This window comes from Streptomyces sp. JLBT605 (assembly GCF_058215555.1).
The window spans coordinates 4,331,196-4,350,217 of the sequence record NZ_CM177087.1 but is presented as its reverse complement, the minus strand read 5'-3'; the positions used below and the strand labels follow the sequence as shown (position 1 = coordinate 4,350,217).

Annotated in this window: 15 protein-coding genes and 1 tRNA gene; 6 read left to right on the top strand and 10 right to left on the bottom strand. The window is 74.0% G+C overall.

From position 1 onward, the window contains the following. Positions 1-73: 73 nt before the first annotated feature. Entirely contained in the window at positions 74-679 is a 606-nt protein-coding gene (locus tag AC4BDD_RS18805) for an NADPH-dependent FMN reductase (protein WP_490686608.1), read from the top strand. 52 nt (positions 680-731) lie between these two features. Continuing rightward, on the top strand, positions 732-1,697 hold the full coding sequence (locus AC4BDD_RS18800; protein ID WP_490686607.1) for an aldo/keto reductase: 966 nt from the start codon (positions 732-734) through the stop codon (positions 1,695-1,697). Positions 1,698-1,744: 47 nt separating this feature from the next. Here AC4BDD_RS18800 and AC4BDD_RS18795 read toward each other — a convergent pair whose 3' ends face one another. The 4 genes from AC4BDD_RS18795 to AC4BDD_RS18780 all read right to left on the bottom strand — a co-directional run bounded on the left by AC4BDD_RS18795 (position 1,745) and on the right by AC4BDD_RS18780 (position 6,442). Next, entirely contained in the window at positions 1,745-2,386 is a 642-nt protein-coding gene (locus AC4BDD_RS18795) for an IclR family transcriptional regulator (RefSeq protein WP_490686606.1), read from the bottom strand. 411 nt (positions 2,387-2,797) lie between these two features. Continuing rightward, positions 2,798-4,594, bottom strand: a complete 1,797-nt coding sequence (locus AC4BDD_RS18790; RefSeq protein ID WP_490686605.1) for a DEAD/DEAH box helicase — start codon at positions 4,592-4,594, stop codon at positions 2,798-2,800. 161 nt (positions 4,595-4,755) lie between these two features. Continuing rightward, on the bottom strand, positions 4,756-6,234 hold the full coding sequence (locus AC4BDD_RS18785) for an MFS transporter (RefSeq protein ID WP_490686604.1): 1,479 nt from the start codon (positions 6,232-6,234) through the stop codon (positions 4,756-4,758). A 70-nt stretch (positions 6,235-6,304) separates the two neighbouring features. After that, positions 6,305-6,442 carry a hypothetical protein gene (locus AC4BDD_RS18780; RefSeq protein WP_490686603.1) on the bottom strand — a complete coding sequence of 46 codons (138 nt, stop codon included), beginning with the start codon at positions 6,440-6,442 and terminating at the stop codon, positions 6,305-6,307. A 171-nt stretch (positions 6,443-6,613) separates the two neighbouring features. Between AC4BDD_RS18780 and AC4BDD_RS18775 the strand changes: the two genes are divergently transcribed. Continuing rightward, the gene (locus AC4BDD_RS18775; RefSeq protein WP_490686602.1) at positions 6,614-7,177 is read left to right on the top strand and encodes a hypothetical protein; all 564 of its coding nucleotides are present in this window, start codon (positions 6,614-6,616) and stop codon (positions 7,175-7,177) included. 134 nt (positions 7,178-7,311) lie between these two features. Next, on the top strand, positions 7,312-7,887 hold the full coding sequence (locus tag AC4BDD_RS18770; protein WP_490686601.1) for a hypothetical protein: 576 nt from the start codon (positions 7,312-7,314) through the stop codon (positions 7,885-7,887). A 72-nt stretch (positions 7,888-7,959) separates the two neighbouring features. Here AC4BDD_RS18770 and AC4BDD_RS18765 read toward each other — a convergent pair whose 3' ends face one another. The 3 genes from AC4BDD_RS18765 to AC4BDD_RS18755 form a co-directional block, all read right to left on the bottom strand. After that, on the bottom strand, positions 7,960-8,970 hold the full coding sequence (locus AC4BDD_RS18765) for a YeiH family protein (RefSeq protein ID WP_490691839.1): 1,011 nt from the start codon (positions 8,968-8,970) through the stop codon (positions 7,960-7,962). Positions 8,971-9,170: 200 nt separating this feature from the next. Then, on the bottom strand, positions 9,171-9,734 hold the full coding sequence (locus AC4BDD_RS18760) for a cysteine dioxygenase family protein (RefSeq protein WP_490686600.1): 564 nt from the start codon (positions 9,732-9,734) through the stop codon (positions 9,171-9,173). Positions 9,735-9,878: 144 nt separating this feature from the next. Next, on the bottom strand, positions 9,879-10,784 hold the full coding sequence (locus tag AC4BDD_RS18755) for a LysR family transcriptional regulator (protein ID WP_490686599.1): 906 nt from the start codon (positions 10,782-10,784) through the stop codon (positions 9,879-9,881). 131 nt (positions 10,785-10,915) lie between these two features. Between AC4BDD_RS18755 and AC4BDD_RS18750 the strand changes: the two genes are divergently transcribed. Next, positions 10,916-11,797, top strand: coding sequence for an alpha/beta fold hydrolase (locus AC4BDD_RS18750; protein WP_490686598.1), 882 nt, complete (start codon positions 10,916-10,918; stop codon positions 11,795-11,797). 92 nt (positions 11,798-11,889) lie between these two features. Beyond that, positions 11,890-11,961: transfer RNA gene (locus AC4BDD_RS18745), tRNA-Cys, on the top strand. A gap of 181 nt (positions 11,962-12,142) precedes the next feature. Here AC4BDD_RS18745 and AC4BDD_RS18740 read toward each other — a convergent pair. From AC4BDD_RS18740 to AC4BDD_RS18730, 3 genes are read right to left on the bottom strand one after another with little or no spacing between them, the layout of a single operon-like run. Further along, a complete protein-coding gene (locus tag AC4BDD_RS18740; RefSeq protein WP_490686597.1) occupies positions 12,143-14,470 on the bottom strand; it encodes a xanthine dehydrogenase family protein molybdopterin-binding subunit in 2,328 nt (775 codons plus the stop codon). Next, entirely contained in the window at positions 14,467-18,015 is a 3,549-nt protein-coding gene (locus AC4BDD_RS18735; RefSeq protein WP_490686596.1) for a 2Fe-2S iron-sulfur cluster-binding protein, read from the bottom strand. Before AC4BDD_RS18735 ends, AC4BDD_RS18740 begins: the two co-directional genes overlap by 4 nt. Further along, on the bottom strand, positions 18,012-18,926 hold the full coding sequence (locus AC4BDD_RS18730) for an FAD binding domain-containing protein (RefSeq protein ID WP_490686595.1): 915 nt from the start codon (positions 18,924-18,926) through the stop codon (positions 18,012-18,014). Before AC4BDD_RS18730 ends, AC4BDD_RS18735 begins: the two co-directional genes overlap by 4 nt. Positions 18,927-19,022 lie beyond the last annotated feature (96 nt).

The following is a 19,022-nucleotide window of genomic DNA, read 5'->3' as shown; positions in this document are numbered from 1 at the left end:
GCCCCGGAAGCCGCAGGGTGGCCCCACGGGGGCCAGCCTCCGCCCGGTCTGGTTACCCCCTCCGCGGCGGCCGATGGTGGAGCACATGAGTGAGAAGCACACCTTGGCCATCATCGTCGGCAGCGTCCGGGAAGGCCGTTTCGGGCCGGTTGTCGCGTCCTGGGTCGCCGAGCAGGCACGCCTGCACGGGGCGTTCGACGTCCGCGTCGTCGACCTCGCCGACATGGAGATCCCGCTGTCGCTGCCGGCGATGCCCCCGAAGTTCGCCGGCGACTCCTACCCGCGTCCGGAATCCATGGCGCCCCTGACCTCCGCGTTGGCGGACGCGGACGCGTTCATCGTGGTCACGCCCGAGTACAACCACAGCTACCCGGCCTCCGTGAAGGCCGCCATCGACTGGCACTTCACCCAGTGGACCGCCAAACCGGTCGCCTTCGTCAGCTACGGCGGTGCCGCCGGAGGCCGCCACGCCGTCCTCCACCTGGAGAACGTCCTCACCGAACTGCACGCGGTGACGATCCGCGACGGCCTGGCCTTCCCGAACTACTTCACCGCCTGGGAGGACGGCAGCCCGCTGGACCAGGAGGCGCCCGTCTACGCCAAGACCCTGCTGGAACAGCTCGCCTGGTGGGCCGGTGCCCTGCGTGCGGCGCGCGACGCCTCCCCCTACCCGGCCTGAGAACCCTGACGATCCTGAGAACCCTGGCAACCCCTGAGAACAAGGAGCACTCGTGGAACACACCCGACTCGGACGCTCGGGGCTGAAGGTGAGCCGCATCGCCCTCGGCTGCATGGGCTTCGGCGAACCCACCCCGTTCAACCCCTGGGCGCTGGACGAGGACGCCGCCGAACCGCTCTTCCGCCGCGCGGTCGACCTGGGCATCACGCTGTGGGACACCGCCAACGTCTACGGCAACGGCACCTCCGAGGAGATCGTCGGACGGGCCGTGCGGCGCTACACCCGCCGGGAGGACGTCGTCCTCGCGACCAAGGTCCACCTTCCGATGCACTCCGGCCCCGGCGGGTCGGGGCTCTCCCGCAGGGCGATCATGGAGCAGGTCGACGCCTCGCTCACCCGCCTGGGGACCGACTACATCGATCTCTACCAGATCCACCGCTTCGACCCCGACACGCCGGTCGAGGAGACGATGGAGGCCCTGAACGATGTCATCAGGTCGGGGAAGGTCCGGTACATCGGCGCCTCCTCGATGTGGGCGTGGCAGTTCGCCAAGATGAACCACGCCGCCGAGCGACGCGGGTGGGCCGCCTTCATCTCGATGCAGGACCAGTACAGCCTCGTCCAACGCGAGGAGGAGCGCGAGATGTTCGGCCTCCTCGCCGACCAGGGCGTCTCCAGCCTGCCCTGGTGCCCGCTGGCCAAGGGACGCCTGGCGCGCCCCTACGGACAGCGGACGGAACGCTCGGCCGCGGACCCCGGCGGTCAGCGGTTCTTCGGTGACGGCGACCGTCCCATCGTCGACGCCGTCCACCGCATCGCGGCCGAGCGGGACATCCCGATGGCGCAGGTCGCCCTCGGATGGGTGCTCCGCAATCCGGTGGTCGCCGCCCCCGTCATCGGAGCGACCAAGCCCCACCATCTCGACGATGCCGTCGCCGCCCTCGACGTGCGGCTGACCGAGGACGAGGTCGCGGCGCTCGAAGCCCCGTACACGCCGCGCCTGCCGTCGGGGTTCTAGGGGGTGTCCGGTGGGTGGCCGATGGTGTCCGGTGGATGTCCCCGGGGTCAGCGCAGCGCGTCGGAGACCTCGCGGGCGGCGTCCAGGACGCGGGGGCCGACCCGCTCGGGGACCGAGTCCGCGAGCATCACCACCCCCACGCTGCCCTCTATCCCGGTGACCCCCATCAGCGGGGCGGCCGCGCCGCTGGCACCGGCCTCCAGCTCGCCGTGGGTCAGGGCGTAGCCCGGGTCGTCGCCCCGGCCGCTGCGGGCGGCGAGGATCGCGCGGCCGGCGGCGCCGCGGTCCAGCGGGTGGCGGAATCCGGCGCGGTAGGCGACGTGGTAGTCGGTCCAGGTCGGCTCCACCACCGCGACCGCGAGGGCCTCGGTGCCGTCGACCAGGGTGAGGTGGGCGGTGGCCCCGATGTCCTCGGCGAGGGCGCGCAGCGCGGGCAGCGCGGCCTCGCGGACGAGCGGATGCACCTGGCGGCCGAGCTGGAGCACCCCCAGGCCGACGCGGGCGCGGCCGCCGATGTCCCGGCGGACCAGCGCGTGCTGCTCCAGGGTGGCCAGCAGGCGGTAGACCACGGTGCGGTTGACCCCGAGCTTGTTGGACAGCTCGGTGACGGTCAGGCCGTGGTCGGTGTCGGCCAGCAGTTTGAGGACACGCAGTCCTCGGTCGAGCGTCTGTGAGGTCTCCGCGGTCACGACGCCCCCTCCTCGGTGTGAGTGGCGGCTCTCCACGCGGATGCGTCATCGTCCCTGCGACGGCGCGCGGAAGAGGCCGCCGGTCGCGGGTCGCACGCACCGGCTGCGCTCCGCGGCGGCGCTGCCACGGGGCGTGTGCGTAGCCGGAAACCTAGCGACGCGGTCCGCTCAGCGGAAGAGTCCGTCCAGAATCCGAGCGGACCTGACACCCTGTGACACACGACGGCGCCGGTCATAGGGTGTTATCACCCGCTTTATCCCGCTCACGGGTCGGAATTCATGGCAGGTTCATGAGAATTCCCGAAAGGGCTTGCGAGCCCGTACGGCACCGGATAGGGCACCGCACCGGACAAGGCGCCGGACGCGACACCACTGACAGCGCCCGACGCGACAGCGCCGGGGCGACGCCGCTCAGCGCATCCGGGTGGCCCACTCCCGGACCTTCTTGATCCGCTCCCGGATCTGCCCGGCCGTCGCCTCCGCGCTCGGCGGTCCGCCGCAGACCCGCCGCAGCTCGGTGTGGATCACCCCGTGCGGCTTGCCGCTCTGGTGGACGTACGCGCCCACCAGCGAGTTGAGCTCCTTGCGCAGCTCCAGCAGCTCCTTGTGGGTGACCACCGGCCGCCGCTCCGCCGGGAGTTCGAGGAGATCGGCCTCGGTGTCCGGCTTCTTGCGGCTGTGCGCGATCTGCCGGGCCTGCCGCTTCTGGAGCAGCAGCTGCACCTGGTCGGGCTCCAGCAGCCCGGGGATGCCGAGGTAGTCCTGCTCCTCCTCGCTGCCCGGGTGGGCCTGCATGCCGAACTCGGCACCGTCGAAGAGCACCCGGTCGAAGACCGCGTCGGACTCCAGCGCCTCGAAGGGCAGCATGTCCTGCTCGCCGGTGTCCTCGTCCTGCTCCTTGTTCGCCTCCTCCATCTCCTTCTCGGACTCGGCGTACGGGTCCTCCTCCTCGCCCTCCTTCTTCGGCTTGTCCAGGACGTGGTCGCGCTCGACCTCCATCTCATTGGCGAAGCCGAGCAGCATCGGGATGGTGGGCAGGAAGACCGAGGCGGTCTCGCCGCGCCGCCGGGACCGCACGAAGCGGCCGACGGCCTGGGCGAAGAACAGCGGGGTGGAGATGGTGGTGGCGTAGACGCCGACGGCCAGCCGGGGCACGTCCACGCCCTCGGAGACCATGCGGACCGCGACCATCCAGCGGTCCTCGTTGTGGCTGAAGTCCTCGATGCGCTGCGAGGCGCCGGAGTCGTCGGAGAGCACCACGGTGGCCTTCTCCCCGGTGATCTCGCGCAGCAGCTTGGCGTAGGAGCGGGCGGAGTCCTGGTCGGTGGCGATCACCAGCGCGCCCGCGTCCGGGATGGCCTTGCGGACCTCGGTCAGCCGCTGGTCGGCGGCGCGCAGCACGTTGGGCATCCAGTCGCCGCGCGGATCCAGGGCGGTGCGCCACGCCTGGGAGACCGCGTCCTTGGTCATCGGCTCGCCGAGCCGGGCCTGGAGCTCGTCGCCCGCCTTGGTGCGCCAGCGCATGTTGCCGCTGTAGGAGAGGAAGATCACCGGCCGGACGACGCCGTCGGAGAGCGCGTTGCCGTAGCCGTAGGTGTAGTCGGCGGCCGACCGCCGGATGCCGTCGTTCCCCTCCTCGTAGGTGACGAAGGGGATCGGGTTGGTGTCCGAGCGGAAGGGGGTGCCGGTGAGCGCCAGCCGCCGGGTGGCCGGTTCGAACGCCTCCAGGCAGGCCTCGCCCCAGGACTTGGAGTCGCCGGCGTGGTGGATCTCGTCCAGGATGACCAGCGTCTTGCGCTGCTCACAGCGGTTGCGGTGCAGCATCGGCCGCACGCCGACGCCCGCGTAGGTCACGGCGACGCCGTGGTACTCCCGCCCCAGCGGCCCCGCGCTGTACTCCGGGTCCAGCTTGATGCCGATCCGGGCCGCCGCCTCCGCCCACTGCTTCTTCAGGTGCTCGGTGGGCGCGACGACGGTCACCTGCTGCACCACGTGGTGGTGGAGCAGCCAGGAGGCGAGGGTGAGCGCGAAGGTGGTCTTTCCCGCGCCCGGGGTCGCGACGGCGAGGAAGTCGCGCGGCTGCTCCTGGACGTACTTCTCCATCGCGCCCTGCTGCCAGGCGCGCAGCTTGCTGGCGGTGCCCCAGGGGGCCCGGCCGGGGAAGGCGGGGGAGAGATGGTGGCTGGAGGGGGATGCGGTGGTAGTCACGGTCTCCGTCGGACAGGCTCGGACTCGGACACGGGCTTTATCGGAACTCGGGCGCGGGCTCGGCAACCGCGTCAGCCTACCTGTGTCACCGGGCCCGTCCCCGGGTTACCGCAGGGGTCCACCCCGGGGTGGGATCCAGCTCACATCCGCCGTCCGCACGGCTACTTGCCGACCGGCGGCTCCTTGGTGACCGGCCGCACCCGGGTGGTGACGAAGGCGCCGACCAGCGCCACCGCGGCCATCGCCAGGTACACCGCGGCGAAGGCGGCGGGGTGGCTGCCGGCGTCGGCCGAGAGGTGGCCGTCGTGGCCGGTTCCGGAGGTGGAGCCGCCGCCGAAGGAGACGAAGAGCACACCGCTCAGCCCGACCAGGGTGATGTTGCCGAGCGCGTCGGAGACCTGGAGGGAGGCGGAGTTGCTGCCCGCCTCCTCGGGGGTGGAGAGCTTGAGCAGCAGCACGCTGGCGCTGGAGATCGCCAGGCCCATGCCGAAGCCGCCGATCACCCAGGCGACGGCCGCCATCCACACCGGGACGCCGTCCAGCAGCACCAGCGGGACCATCCCGATGGAGGCGGCGATCAGCAGCAGCCCCAGCCCCATCAGCCGCTCGCGGTACGGCTCCAGCCGGGGCCGGGACTGGACGTAACTGCCCAGCGCCCAGGTCAGGCCGCCGCCGGTGAGGGAGAGCCCGGCCAGGGTGGCGGACAGACCGCGCTCGGTGACCAGCATCAGCGGGACGAAGCTCTCCGCGCCGAGGAAGGCGCCCGCCGTGATCCCGCGCAGCAGGATCACCGACGGCAGTCCGCGGCGGGCCCGGAAGGTGCCGCGCGGCAGCAGCCGCAGGATGCAGGGGACGAGCAGCGCGAGCCCGGCGGCGGCGGGGATCCCGGCGGCCCAGAGACCGTGGCCCCCGGTGACGTTCTGTCCGGCGTACTGGAGCAGCCCGGCGCCGGCGGCGACGGCCAGGGCCAGCAGGATCCGGCGGCGGTTCATGGCCGGGGTGCGGTCCCCGGCCGGCAGCTTGCGCAGGGCCGGGAGCATCACCGACAGCGGCAGCAGCACCAGCACGGGTATGGACAGGAAGACCCAGCGCCAGCCGAGCTGTTCGGTGACCGTGCCGGCGACCACCGGGCCGACGATCACGGGCAGCACCCAGGCCGCGGAGAAGGCGGCGAGCACGGCGGGCCGCAGCCGCTCCGGGTAGGCCCGGCCGACCACCACGTACAGCGCGACGATCACCAGCCCGCCGCCGATGCCCTGGATGCCGCGCCCGGCGACGAACATCCACATCTGGCGCGCGGAGCCGGAGACGACCAGTCCGGCGCCGAACGCGGCGATCCCGGCGAACAGCGGCGTCAGCGGCCCCTTGCGGTCGCACCACTCGCCGGAGAGCGTCATCGCGAAGAGGCTGGCGGTGAAGTAGGCGGAGAAGGCGTACGCGTAGAGCTCCACCCCGTCCAGGGCGTGGGCCGCCACCGGCATGGCGGTGTTGACGGCGCTGGCCTCGAAGGCGATCAGCGAGACGACGGAGATGATGCCCAGGGTCAGGGCGCGGTAGCGGCGGCTGAGCACGGTCTCGGTGCCGAGGGTCTGGGCATCGGGGTGCGCCGCCGTGGCCGTATCGGCTTCGAGAGCGGTCATTGCGCCAGCGTAAGGCGCGTTTTACGGCCTGACGCCTGTCGCGGGACGGAGCTGTTCTCCGCCATGGGTCCTAGGCGTTCGCGCGTAGGACCACACGGGTCGCGGTGTTGGTCGCGGCGTCGGTCCCGGTGGTGGTCCGGGTGGTGGTCCGGGTGGTGGTCTGGGTGTTGGTCCCGGCATCGGCTCCGGTGTTCCCGTGCGGAGACATCTGTTTCCGATGCTTTACCGTTCAAAGATCAACTCGCCATGAACATGGCTGTACGATTTCGGCCAGTTGACCGCCCGTCACGCCTACGTCGGCGGACCACTCTTCTTTCATTCTGAAACTCGCCCCGGACGCCCACGGCTCCGGGGCGACTTACGGGGGAGCACCGGAAACATGCAGATTCGTCGTGCCCTGGCCGCCGCCGCGCTGGTCTCCGCGGCGCTCACGCTGACGGCCTGCCAGGACGATGGCACCGACACGGACGCCTCGGCGAGCTCCAGCTCCAAGCCGGGCGGCGACAAGGCGAAGCCGGCCCCCGGCAGCACGGCGGGCAACGCCGACTACGGCTGCTACGAGCTGGCCAAGGGCCACAAGGTCATCTGGGTCGACAACGTCGAAGGCGCCATGAACAACATCGTCGCAAGGGAAGCCGTGTGGGAGTGCGGCTCCAGCGGTGAAGGGGTCGTCTTCAAGCCGTCCGAAGGCGAGCCGAAGATCTACTCCATGGCATCCGGCGACACCGCGATGACGATCATCGGCAAGGACGGCCGGCAGAAGACCACCGCCGCGACCGGCGGCATCGCCCACGTCAAGTCGTGTGCGGACCCGGACGGCAAGACCTACGACGGCGGGCAGGCCCCGAAGGTCGACAAGTCCACCTGCGGCACCAACTTCTACGACGTCGCGGTGGGACCCGACGGCAAGATCACCGAGATGACGGAGCAGTACACCGGCTGAACCCCGCGGGGCGCGGCACATCCGCGCCGGGCCCCGCGCGCCGCGCGTATCCCATCGCCGGCCCCCCACTTCTCTTCATGTCATTCCCACCCGGTCGACAGCGGCCGGGTGCGCACCGAGGGAACCCCATTTCCATGCGTATGCGTCGTATCTTCGCCTCCGCCCTGCTCGTCTCGGCGGCCCTCACCCTGACCGCCTGCCAGGACGAGGACACCGCCGACACGGACGCCTCGGCGAGCTCCAGCTCCAAGCCGGGCGGCGACACGTCGGCCACGCCCAAGGGCGGGAAGGGCGACGACACCGCCGCCGGGAAGGGCGGCGTGAAGTTCGACAAGGACGGCTGCCCGATCGAGGCGCCGGGCCACAAGTTCATCTACGCGGAGAAGATGGAGGGCAACGTCCTCTTCGCCAAGGACGGCAAGCTCAGCTGCAACCGGGAGATGAACGAGGGCGCGTTCTTCTCCCCCGCGGGCAAGACCCAGCAGTACACCATCCTGGACGACGCCGAGATCAACCCGCTGCTGCTGGACGACGACACCACCAGCACGCGCACCATCAAGCACCTTCAGGTCTGCGTCGCCAAGCTGGCGGACCCGCTGGGCGAGAAGCCGGAGGACCCGAAGGAGAAGTGCTCCGGCAACGGCCCGTACGACATCCAGGTGGACGCGGAGAACAACGTCTCGGTGATCACCGAACTGATCACCTCCTGAACCCCGCGGAGCCCGGCGCGCTTCCGGCGCCGGGCTCCGTTCCCCCTGCGGGCCTTGCCATCTGCCAGAGGTTCAGGTGGTGAGCAGCACCCCGCCGTAGCTGACGCCGGCGACCACCACCCAGGCGCACAGGCCGAGCAACGCGACCCGGCCGCCGGTGCGGGTCAGCGAGGGCAGGTGGACCGCGCTGCCCAGCCCGAAGAGCGCCGCGGCCAGCAGCAGTTCCTGCGTGTGCTGTGCGGCCTCCAGCGTTCCGGAGGTCAGCAGGCCGGTGGAGCGCAGGACGACCATCGCCAGGAACCCGGCGACGAACAGCGGCACCAGCGGCGGCCGCCGGCCCGCGTCGGCTCCGGCGTCATCGCCTCGCGCGTCCGCCTGCCGCCGGGCCCGTACCGAGATCGCCACCGCCGCGACCAGCGGCGCCAGCAGCGCCACGCGCATCAGCTTGACCAGCACCGCGTCGGTCAGGGCGTCCGCCCCGGCGGTCTGCGCGGTCGCCACCACCTGGCCCACGTCGTGCACGCTCGCCCCGGCCCAGCGGCCGAACTGCCCGTCGTCCAGCCCCAGCGGCTGCTGGAGCAGCGGCAGGACGGCGATGGCGAGGGTGCCGCAGAGCGTCACCAGCGCGACCGAGGTCGCCACGTCCTTCTCGTCGCTGTCGTTGACCTCGCTGACCGCGCCTATCGCGGACGCACCGCAGATGGAGTAGCCGGTGGCTATCAGCAGCGGCTGGTCGCCGGGCAGCCCCATCCGGCGGCCGAGCCACCAGGTGCCGCCCAGGGTGGCCGCGACCACCGCGAACACCATCGCCACGGTGGCCCAGCCGAGTCCCAGCACATCGTCCAGGCTGAGCTTCAGCCCCAGCAGGACGACGCCGAGCCGCATCAGCCGCTTTCCGGCGAAGGAGAGCCCGGCCCGGCCGGGGCCGCGGATCAGCCCGCGCGCGCCCGGCAGATGGGCGGCGGTGATGCCGAGCACGACCGCGGCGGTGAGCATCGGCACGCCCGGCAGCAACCAGTGCACCAGCCAGGCGAGGCCGACCCCGGCCACCGCGAACGCCAGCCCGGCGGCCTCGCGCGGCACCCCGCCGGACGCCCCTCCGACGGGCGCGGAGGCGGTGGACGCGGGGACGCTGGACTCGTGGGTGTCGGACGCGCCGGCGCCGGGCGCGGAAGTGTCGGACGCAGGGGCGTCGGGGGCGGTGGCAGAGCCCGCCGGCGGGGGGTCGGCGGGCTCTGCCGGCTTGGTGGTGGCGGCCAGGGCTCCGTGCGCTGTGCGGCGGCTCACCGCTCGCCGGCCGGAGGCTCGTACACCCGCCGCACGCTGTTGCCCAGCCGCGCGATGTCCGCACCGTAGATGTGGATGGAGATCGCCTTGCCGTCACAGGAGTTGAGCACCCGGTGGATGTCACCGGGCGGCGCGAACCCGCACACCGAGCCCTGCGGGTTCACCACCTGCGCGGTGGCGACCAGCCGCGAGCTGGTGCCGTCGGAGACCAGGCGGTAGCGGGTCTCACTCTCCTCGCCCTGGTGAACTCCGGCCACGCACCAGGACACATGGTCGTGGATGGCGGTGCGCTGTCCGGGCATCCAGACCAGCGCGACGATGGAGAAGCTGCCGTCCTGCTCGGCGTGGAGGATGTGCTGGCGGTAGCAGTCGGGGTCGCCGGTCTGCTGCTCCTCGGTGAGCAGGTCGGGCGCACCGAGGTGGGGCGCCAGCCGTTCGCCGACCAGATAGGCCGTCAGGTCCGGCGGCAGTCCCCGGTCGACGGCCTCGCGCACGTCGCTGAGCAGCGCGTTGAACCGTTCGGTCGTGCGGGCGGCGCGGAATGCGGTCGGAGTGGTCATAACGGCAGGGTCCAGCCGTCCGACCCATCACGTCCAACGACGGTTCTTTCGCCAGGTCCCAAACTCTGCTTATGGATGGACCGGCTCAGGCCCCCGGCCCAGGCCCCGTCTCGGCAACGGGCCCCGGCCCCGCTCAGGCCCGGCTCAGCAGCCGACCCGGCTCGCCGCCACCGCCTTCAGCTCCTCCAGCACCAGCGCGGTGGCCGGGATCCGCAGATGCTCGCGGAGCACGTACGCCGAGACCTGACGGCGCGAGGCGGGGTCCAGCGCCCGCCCGGTGACCTTGCTGTGGCACAGGAAGGAGAGCACCAGTCCGGGCATCATCGCCACCCCCAGCCCCTCTGCGACCAGGCTCTGCACGACCAGGTTGTCGTCGGTGGTGAACGCGATGTCCGGGGCGAAGCCCTGCTCCGCGCACTCGTGCAGGAAGTTGGCGCGGCAGCGCAGGCATCCCGCGATCCAGCGCTCCTCGGCGAGGTCGGTGAGCTTCACGGCGCGCCGGCGGGCGAGGGGGTGGCCGGTCGGCATCAGCACCGTCAGCTGGTCCTCCAGCAGCGGGATCTCCACGACGTCCTCCGGAACGTCGTCGTGCAGCCCGGGATAGGTGAAGGCCAGCGTGATGTCGCACTCGCCGCGCGCCAGCCGCCCCAGCGACTCCGGCGGCTCGCCCTCCAGCAGATCCACCCGGACCCCGGGATGCCCGGCGGCGAGCCGGGCCATGGTCTCCGGGATCAGCGTGGCGTTGGCGCTGGGGAAGGCGCACACCCGTACCCGTCCGGCCCGCAGCCGGGTGATGGCGTTCATCTGGGCCTGCGCGGCGGCGATGCTCTCCAGGATGGTGTCCGCGTGCCGGGTCAGGGCCTCCCCCGCCTCGGTGAGCCGCATCCCCCGGCCGACCCGGATGAACAGCGGCGTGCCGACGGCCCGTTCGAGCGCCTTCATCTGCTGGGTGATGGCCGGCTGCGTATAGCCGAGTGCACGAGCGGCGGCCGAGTACGAACCGGCCCGGACCACTTCGTGGAACGTCTTGATGTGCCGGGAATCGAACACCCTCGAATCATAAGCGGAAATTGGGGTAACGCGTCAGACGACCTCAGGCGCTTTTGGGTCACTCGCGGCACCGCGACCGTACGCCGTCGCGCGGTCGCGCGCCGTTCCCGCGCCTCGGGCAAGCTGGTCAAATGCCGCACTATCCCTCGTACGACGCAGCCGAGCTCTCCTACCGCGTGCTGCCCGCACACCACAGCGGCGACCGGGCCTCCCTTCCCCCGCTGGTCGCGCTGGCCGGCGGCCCCGGCCGGGACGCGGCCTACCTCGGCGACCTCGGCGGCCTGGACACCGACCGGGACCTGATCGTCCCGGACAGCCGCGGCACCGGCGACTCACCACCCGCCGCCGACCCGGGCGGCTACGCCTTCCCCCGGCTGGCCGAGGACCTCGAAGCGCTGCGCGGCCATCTCGGGCTGGAACGCTTCGCCCTGCTGGCCCACGACGCGGCCGCCGCGACCGCGCAGGCGTACGCCGCCGCCCACCCGCACCGGCTGAGCAGGCTGATCCTGGTGTGCCCCGGCTCCCGGCTGCAGGGCGAACTCCCCGAGGACGCCCGCCAGATCTTCACCTCCCGCGCCGCCGAACCCTGGTGGCAGGAGGCGTATCTCGCGGCCCAGCGGCTCACCGAGGCCACCGATCTTGGCGAGATCCGCACCCTGCTGCTGCGCGCCGCCCCGATGGCGTACGGGCGGTGGGAGGAGCCCCAGCGCGCCCACGCCGCGGCCGAGGGCGGCCAGCTGGGCCCGGTCCCCCGCGCGGGCTTCTGGCAGGGCGTGGACGAGCCGGCCCGGCGGGCCCTGCTGGTCGCGCTGCACGAGGTGGCCTGCCCGGTGCTGGTGATCACCGGCGACCAGGACGCGGTGACCGGCATGCGCGCCGGTGAGCTGGTGGCGGAGTCCTTCCCCGACGCCCGGGTCCGGGTACTGCCCGGCGTGGGCCACTACCCGTGGGTGGACGAGCCGGAGTTGTTCCGCACCACGGTGGAGGGCTTCCTCGGCCCGGCCCTTTCGTGAACGCGCTGTGCCATTCACATGTCAGCGGCCCCCGAACCGTTGAACGACCCCGCGCGCCCCGCCTAACGTGATCCGCACGAAGAACGGAACACGGCCGCGTGCCCGAGTGGTTCAGGGGCTCGCCTGCAAAGCGAGTTACGTGGGTTCGAATCCCGCCGCGGCCTCTACACGCAACCTGGCCCCCCCCACGCCCCCTGCCGGGGGTGCGGGGGTCGCCCCCGAACAAGCACAGCACGTGGGTTCGAATCCCGCCGCGGCCTCCACACGCAAAGGGGTGGCACCTTCGAAAAGGTGCCGCCCCTTTGCGTATGCCCGCCCGGCCGGCGCATCCGCGCGGCGCGGGCGTCAGCCTCGGAGTTCCGCGCCCACAGCCGCCTGCGGCCGGATCGGGAGCCGGTTGACGGGCCGTCCGGTCGCGGCGCGCACCGCGGCGGCGACCGCGGAGGGGGCAGTCACCACCGGCACCGCGCTGACCGCCTTCGCCCCGAAGGGCGCGACGACATCCCGCTCCTCGACCAGCTTCACGATGCGGATCGGGGGCACGTCGACCGCGGTCGGCAGGGCGTAGCTGGTGAGGTTCGGGTGCCGGATGATTCCGCGCGAGGTGCGCAGGTTCTCGGTGAGGGCGGCGCCGATCCCCTGGGCGACGCCCGCCTCGATCCGGGCCGCGACCTGGCGCGGGTTGAGCGCCCGGCCGACGTCCTGGGCCACCGTCATGTCGACCACCCGGACCAGGCCCAGCTCGATGTCGACGTCGACCACCGCGCGCATCGCGCAGAACGCGAGCCCGACGAAGGCGTCGCCCTGCCCGGCCTCGTCCAGCGGCTCGGTCGGGTGCGGGCGGCACTGCGCTGTCGCCCACAGCTCCTTGCCCTCCAGGGCCTCGTGCACGGTCGTGGAGAGCACCCCGTCGTACGAGGTGATCTTGCCGTCGGCGATGGTCAGCAGCTCGGTCGACATGCCGAACTTGTGCGCCAGCGGCTGGAGCAGCTGGGTACGGACCATCTTGGCGGCCCGCTCGACGGCACCGCCGGAGACCCAGGTGTGCCGGCCGCGCGCGGCCGGCCCGGCCGGGGGCTGGTCGGTGTCGACGGAGGCGACGTGCACCTCCTCGATGCCCAGGATCTCCTGGACGATCTGCCGGGCCAGGGTGGTGAAGCCCTGGCCGGTCTCCACCGCGGCGCAGATGACCGTGGCCACCGAGCCGGAGACCTTGACGGTGGCGGTGGACACCTCGTCCGTGCCCTCGGCGCCGAGCATGTGCACCATGCCCAGCGCGTAGCCGACCCCGCGCCGCACCGCGTCCGGATCGCCCGCGCCCTCCGGCCCGCCCGGCAGCAGCCAGGTGTCCGGCTCGTCGTCGGGCAGCGGCGGCAGCGGCTCGTCGCGCACCGCGCGCAGCAGTTCGGCGACGGGCGCCGGGCAGGTGACGGTCTGTCCGGTGGGCAGCAGGTCGCCGGTGGCCATCACGTTGCGCAGCCGCAGCTCGGCCGGGTCCATGCCCAGCTTGGCGGCGAGCTTGTCCATCTGGCCCTCGTAGGCGGCGCACACCTGCATCGCGCCCTCGCCCCGCACATGGCCGGACGGGGGGTTGTTGGTGCGCACCGCCCAGCCCTCGATGAAGGCGTGCGGGACGACGTACGGGCCGCAGGCGAAGGACACCGCGGCGGCGAGCGCGTCCCCGGAGGAGTCGGCGTAGGCGCCCGCGTCCAGCAGGATCTGCGCCTCGACCTTCAGCAGCTTGCCCTCGGCGTCCGCGTGGTGGCGGTAGCGGAGCAGGGTGGGGTGGCGGTGCGGGTGGCCGAGGAAGGACTCCTCGCGGGTCGCGGCGAGCTTCACCGGACGGCCGGTGCGCAGCGCCAGCAGCCCCAGCGGCAGCTGCATGCCGGGGTCCTCGCGCTCGCCCATCGCCCCGGGCACGCCGGTGACCACGATCTTGACCCGGTCCGGGTCCAGGCCGAAGCAGGCGGCGGCCGCGTCCCGGTCGGCGTGCGGGTCGGTGGAGGCGGTGTAGATCTCCACCCCGCCGTCCGGGCGGGGCACCGCCAGGCCCGCCTCGGCCCCGATCGGCGCCGGATCCTGGCGGCCGATCCGGTACAGCCCCTCGACGATGACGTCCCCGGTGACCTCCGGGTCGCCGAAGCTGAGCGGGATGTGCCGGATCAGATTGCCTTCCGGGTGCAGCGGCTCGGCCGCGAACGCCTGCTCCGGGTCGGTGACCGGCTCCAGCACCTCGTACTCGACGGCGATCGCGGCGGCGGCCAGCCGGGCGGTGTCCGGGTGGTCGGCGGCGACCGCGGCGATCGGCTCACCGTGGTGCCGGACCAGGTCCTTGGCGAAGACCGGCCGGTCGGCGACCCGGCGCCCGTGCCCGGCGTCGCCCGGCACGTCGGCGTGCGTCACCACGGCCCGCACGCCCGGCATCTCGGCCGCCTGCGTGGTGTCGATGGACAGGATGCGGGCGTGCGGGTGCGGGGAGCGCAGCACCGCGGCCCACAGCAGCCCCTCGGCCCACAGGTCGGCCGCGTACGGGAAGGTGCCGGCGGCCTTCGCGGGGGCGTCGGCGGAGGGCAGGGAGACGCCCAGACCCTGCGGTGCCGGCGGCGGTGCCGGCACGGCGGACTGGCTGGTGACGGCGTTGGTGGTGACGGCACCGTCCGCGATTCCGGTCATGCGCTCGCCCCTCCAGTGCCGTTGCCGCCGGTGTGACTGTGATGGCCGCCGTTGCCGCCGAATCCGCCGGCGCCGTGCGGGCCGCTCTGGTGCGGGATACGGACCTGCTCCGCGGGCTCCGCCCCGGGCGCGGCGCCCGGCGGCGTGGCGTCCGCCGCCGCGGGCCCGGCCTCGGCATCCGCGTCGGCCGCCTCCCGCTCGGAGATGACCTCGCGGACCGCCTCCAGCACGCCCCGGTAGCCGGAGCAGCGGCAGAGGTTGCCGCAGATCGCCTGCCGGGTCTCCAGCTCGGTCGGGGCGTGGTTGCCTTCCAGCAGGTCGTGCACGGTCATCGCGAGGCCGGGCACGCAGAAGCCGCACTGCACCGCGCCCGACGCGGCGAGCGCGCGCTGCACGTCGGAGGGCTGCCCGTCGGTGGCCAGGCCCTCCACGGTCCGGACCTCGCAGCCCGCGGCGGTGGCGGCGGGCACCAGGCAGGAGGCGACCAGCCGCCCGTCGACCTGCACCGAGCAGGCCCCGCACTCGCCCTGCGAGCAGCCGTCCTTGGCACCCGCCAGGCCGAGGCGTTCGCGCAGCACGTAGAGGAGGGACTCGCCGATCCAGGCGTCGGTGACCGGCCGGTCGGTGCCGTTGACGCGCAGGACGTAGGAGGCGGCCGGGTGCTCGCTGTGCGGCAGCTCCGGCGCGGCCGCGTCGTCCGTCGCGTCCGTGTTCGCGGCGTCCGTCGCGTCCGGGGTGGCCGGGGCGCCGTCGGGGGTGCCGGTGCCTGCCCCGGGGGCGGTCCGCACCGCGTCCCCGGCCTCGGCGTCGGCCTCGGCGTGCTCCGGGACGTCGGCCCGCTCCACGGGCGCCCCGGCTCCTGCCTCGGCCTCTGCGTCGGTTACCGGCGTCGTGGGCTCGCCCTCGGCCCCGAGCCGGGCTCGGGCTTCGGCTCCGGTCCCGGCCTCGGTGGATGTGGTGCCGCCGGTGGCCGGGGCGGCGGACGCGGCGGACCCGGCGGTCTCCACGCCTGCGGCCGCAGCGCCGCCGGGGACGGCGGCCACTGCCCGCGGGCCGGCCTCGGCCGCTTCCGCGCCGTCCGCGAGGGCTCCCGCTGACGTTTCGGGCGCGGGTCCGTCCCCGCCGTCCCTCATGCCGTCGCCGGGCTCCGCCCCGGGGGGCGCCCAGTGGGCCTCGCCGTGGGGCAGCTGCGCGGCCTGCCGGGGCCGCGCCCCGGGCTCCTCGCCGGAGCCGTCGGCGACGGCGTGGTTCGGGACCCGCGCGCCGTGCCCGGACGAGACGTCACCGGGCTCGGCCGCAGGGAGGTCCTCCCGGACGAACTCCGGGGAGGCGTCGGCGCCCGGCGCACCAGCGCCGGAAGCCTCGCCGTGGTCCCCCCGGACGAAGTCCGGGGGGACGTCCATGCCCTGTGCCGGGGCGGCACCCCGGCCCGGCTGGGCCCGGCGGCGCCCGCGCCCCGCACCGGCCGGACCAACGACCGGCTCGGCATCGGCCGGGTGACCGTCCACGCCACGGCCGTCAACCGGCACGCCCGCGGCGCCCGCGGCGTCCGCGCCCCAGTCGTCCACACCCTCGCCGGGAACGGAGACGGGGACATCGCCCGGGACCACGTCCGGGGCAGGCTCAACGCCAGGCACCTCGGCGGGAACACCGGCGGCGGCCTCCGCGTCCGGAGCCACGGCAGGACCCCGGCCCGCACGCGCCCGACGCCGATCCCGGCCCGCCGCGACCACACCGCCCACCGACTCGACATCGGCCGGGTGACCGTCCACGTCGGTACCGTCAGCCGGCACGCCCGCGCTGCCCGCGGCGTCCGCGCCCCAATCGTCCGCACCCTCGCCGGGAACGGAGACGGGGACATCGCCAGGGAGCACGTCCGGGGCAGGCTCAACGCCAGGCATCTCGTCGGCGGCCTCCGCGCCCGCAGCCGCGCCAGGGCCCCGGCCCGCACGCGCCCGACGCCGATCCCGGCCCGCGGCCACCACACCGCCCACCGACTCGGCATCGGCCGGGTGCGCGGCGTACTCGTCGTTCGTGGCCCCGGTCGCCTCGCCGGAGACGGCGGTGCCGTCCGGGTGCGCGGCACCCTGGCCGTCGGGGGCGAACGCGCCGGAAGCGGTGACCGGTTCGCCGGGGCCGCCGGTGGGGCCGACGGGGGCGTCCGGGGCACCGTGCGGCACACCGGGGCGGCCCGCCCCGGGCACCTCCGGACCGGCCGGATACCCGCCCTGGATGCCCTGGCCGCCCTGCGCGGGCCCGGGGCGGAAGTCATGGGAAGGCGCGGCGGGGGCCGGAGCTGCCGGAGCGCCGAGTGCCGCGGAGGCCGCCGCGTGCCCGTCGTGGCCCGCGCCGGGCTCGCCGACCGGGTACTCGCCGGAGTCGTCCATCGGGTCGTCTCCGGCAACCGGAACCGACCACTGGCCGCCCTGGCCGGGTCGGCCGCTCTCGCCGACCTGGCCGGTCCGCTCCGACGGCGCGCCGGGAACCGCCGGGTCCGAGTGGCCCGCCGGCGCGTTCCTGCCTGACTGCCCGGCTCGGCCCGGCTGCCCGGCTCGGCCCGGCGCCCGGCCGTCCGCGCCCTCGTCCGCGAAGGGCATCGTCCACTGCACCGTGGCATGCGGGTCGGTGGCGGGGGCCGCGGCGGGCTGCTGTGCGGCGGGGCGTCCGCGTGCGGTGAGCCGGTCGCCGAGCGCCACCTCTCCCGTCCCGTCGACCGGGCCGCCGACGGTGCCCTGTCCATCCGGGGAGGCCCACTGACCGGTGTCGCCGCTCACCGCGGACATCGGCCACTGCATGGCCGGTGAGGCATGGCCGACCGTGAATTCCCCGGTCTCGTCCGCGCCTTCGTCGGCCACCGGGATGGACCACTGGCCTGTCCGGACGTCGGCGCCACCGGCCGGCATCGGCCAGTGCACGGTCGCGTGCGGATCGGTCCCGTGGGGGTCGTGTGCGTGGGGGCCGACCGCGTGCGGATCGGCCGTGTGGGGATCGTTCGGGTGCGGGTCGGTCGCCCCGGCCGCCGGGTACTCCCCGGTGCCGCCGTCGGCGATGCCGGGCGTGCCCCAGGCGGGTGTGTCCGTCGGGGTGCCGGGGGCCGGCCAGCCGCCGGGCACGGCCCACTGCCCGCTGTCGCCCGGTCCGGAGCCGACCGGCGCCTCGCCGTGGACCTGCCCCGGCTGCCCGTACGGCTGCGCGTCCGACGCCGCGTACGGCTGGGCGCCGCCGTGCTGCGGCTGCTGCTCGGCGTGCCGCTGTGCGTAGCCGGCCGCCAGGCCCTGGGCGTGCGCCTGCCACTGGCCGCCCTGGGAGGGGTCCGCGGTCATCGGCGAGGCCGTCTGGGGGCCGCCCTGGGTGAAGTCGGGCGGGGTGTAGCCGGTGCCGGGCGCGGCCAGCGGGTCCCAACCCACCGGCATCGCGGCCGGGTCGGCCAGGTCGGGGGGCAGCTGCACGAAGGCGGTGCCCTCGGCGTCGTACTCCGGGCCGCGCGGCATCGGCTGCCAGCCGGCCCCGGCCTCGGGCTGAACTGGCTGCTGTTCGTCACTCACGCGAGTGCCCTCCCCAGTGCTCGGCGGGCCAGAGCTGCCACGGTACGCCTCAGGTGCAGCGCGGCGGGCGGCAGGGTGACCGGCTCCGCGCCCTCCTCCTGCGGAAGATCGGGGATGCAGGCCACGGCGACGTACTCGCCGAACGCCTTGCACACCTCCGGGTCCAGGCCGCGGTCGCCGTCCCAGTCGATCAGCGAGGCGACCCACGCCTCGGCGTCCAGCGGGCGCAGCGGCATCGGCGCCACCGCGCCGACCGCGCACCGCACATGGCGCCGGGCCGGGTCGAGCACGACGGCGACGGACGCGGTGGCCCGGCCGGGGCCGGTGCGGCCGGTGGCCTTCAGGAAGGCCTGCGGGGCGTGCAGCAGCGGAACCCGGACGAATCCGACGAGCTCGCCGGGGCGCAGCATCTCGACTCCGGCCAGCAGATGGCCGACCGGGATCTCCCGGCCGGCGGTGCCCCCGCCGTCACCCGGGCCGACGACCACCAGCATGGCCTCCAGGGCGGCCAGCACCGGCAGCGCGTCGTTGGTGGGCGCGGCGCTGACGATGTTGCCGCCGAGGGTGCCCGCGTTGCGGATCTGCGGCGGTCCGGCGGCGCGCGCGGCGGCGGCCAGCGCGGGGATCAGCGCGGCGAAGTCCGGGCGCCCCATGCGCGCGTGGGTGAGACCGGCGCCGAGCAGCGCGTGTCCGTCCTGGTACTGCCAGCCGCGGATCTCGCTGATCCGGCCGAGGCCGACCAGTCCCGCGGGCCGCAGCAGCCCGGCGTTGACCGCGGCCATCAGATCGGTGCCGCCCGCCACCGGCACGGCGGCGGGCATGGCCGTGAGCGCCGCCACGGCCTCGTCGAGCGAGCCCGGCAACGTCACCGTGTTCACCGTGTGCGCCGCCTGCGGTGCGTGCGTGGTCAACCGCTGCCCCTTCCCCGGTGTCCCGGCTGTTCGCCGTACGGTACGTGCTGACGGCCCGGACGTGGCAACTCTGGCACATCTTCGGAGTCCGTCGTC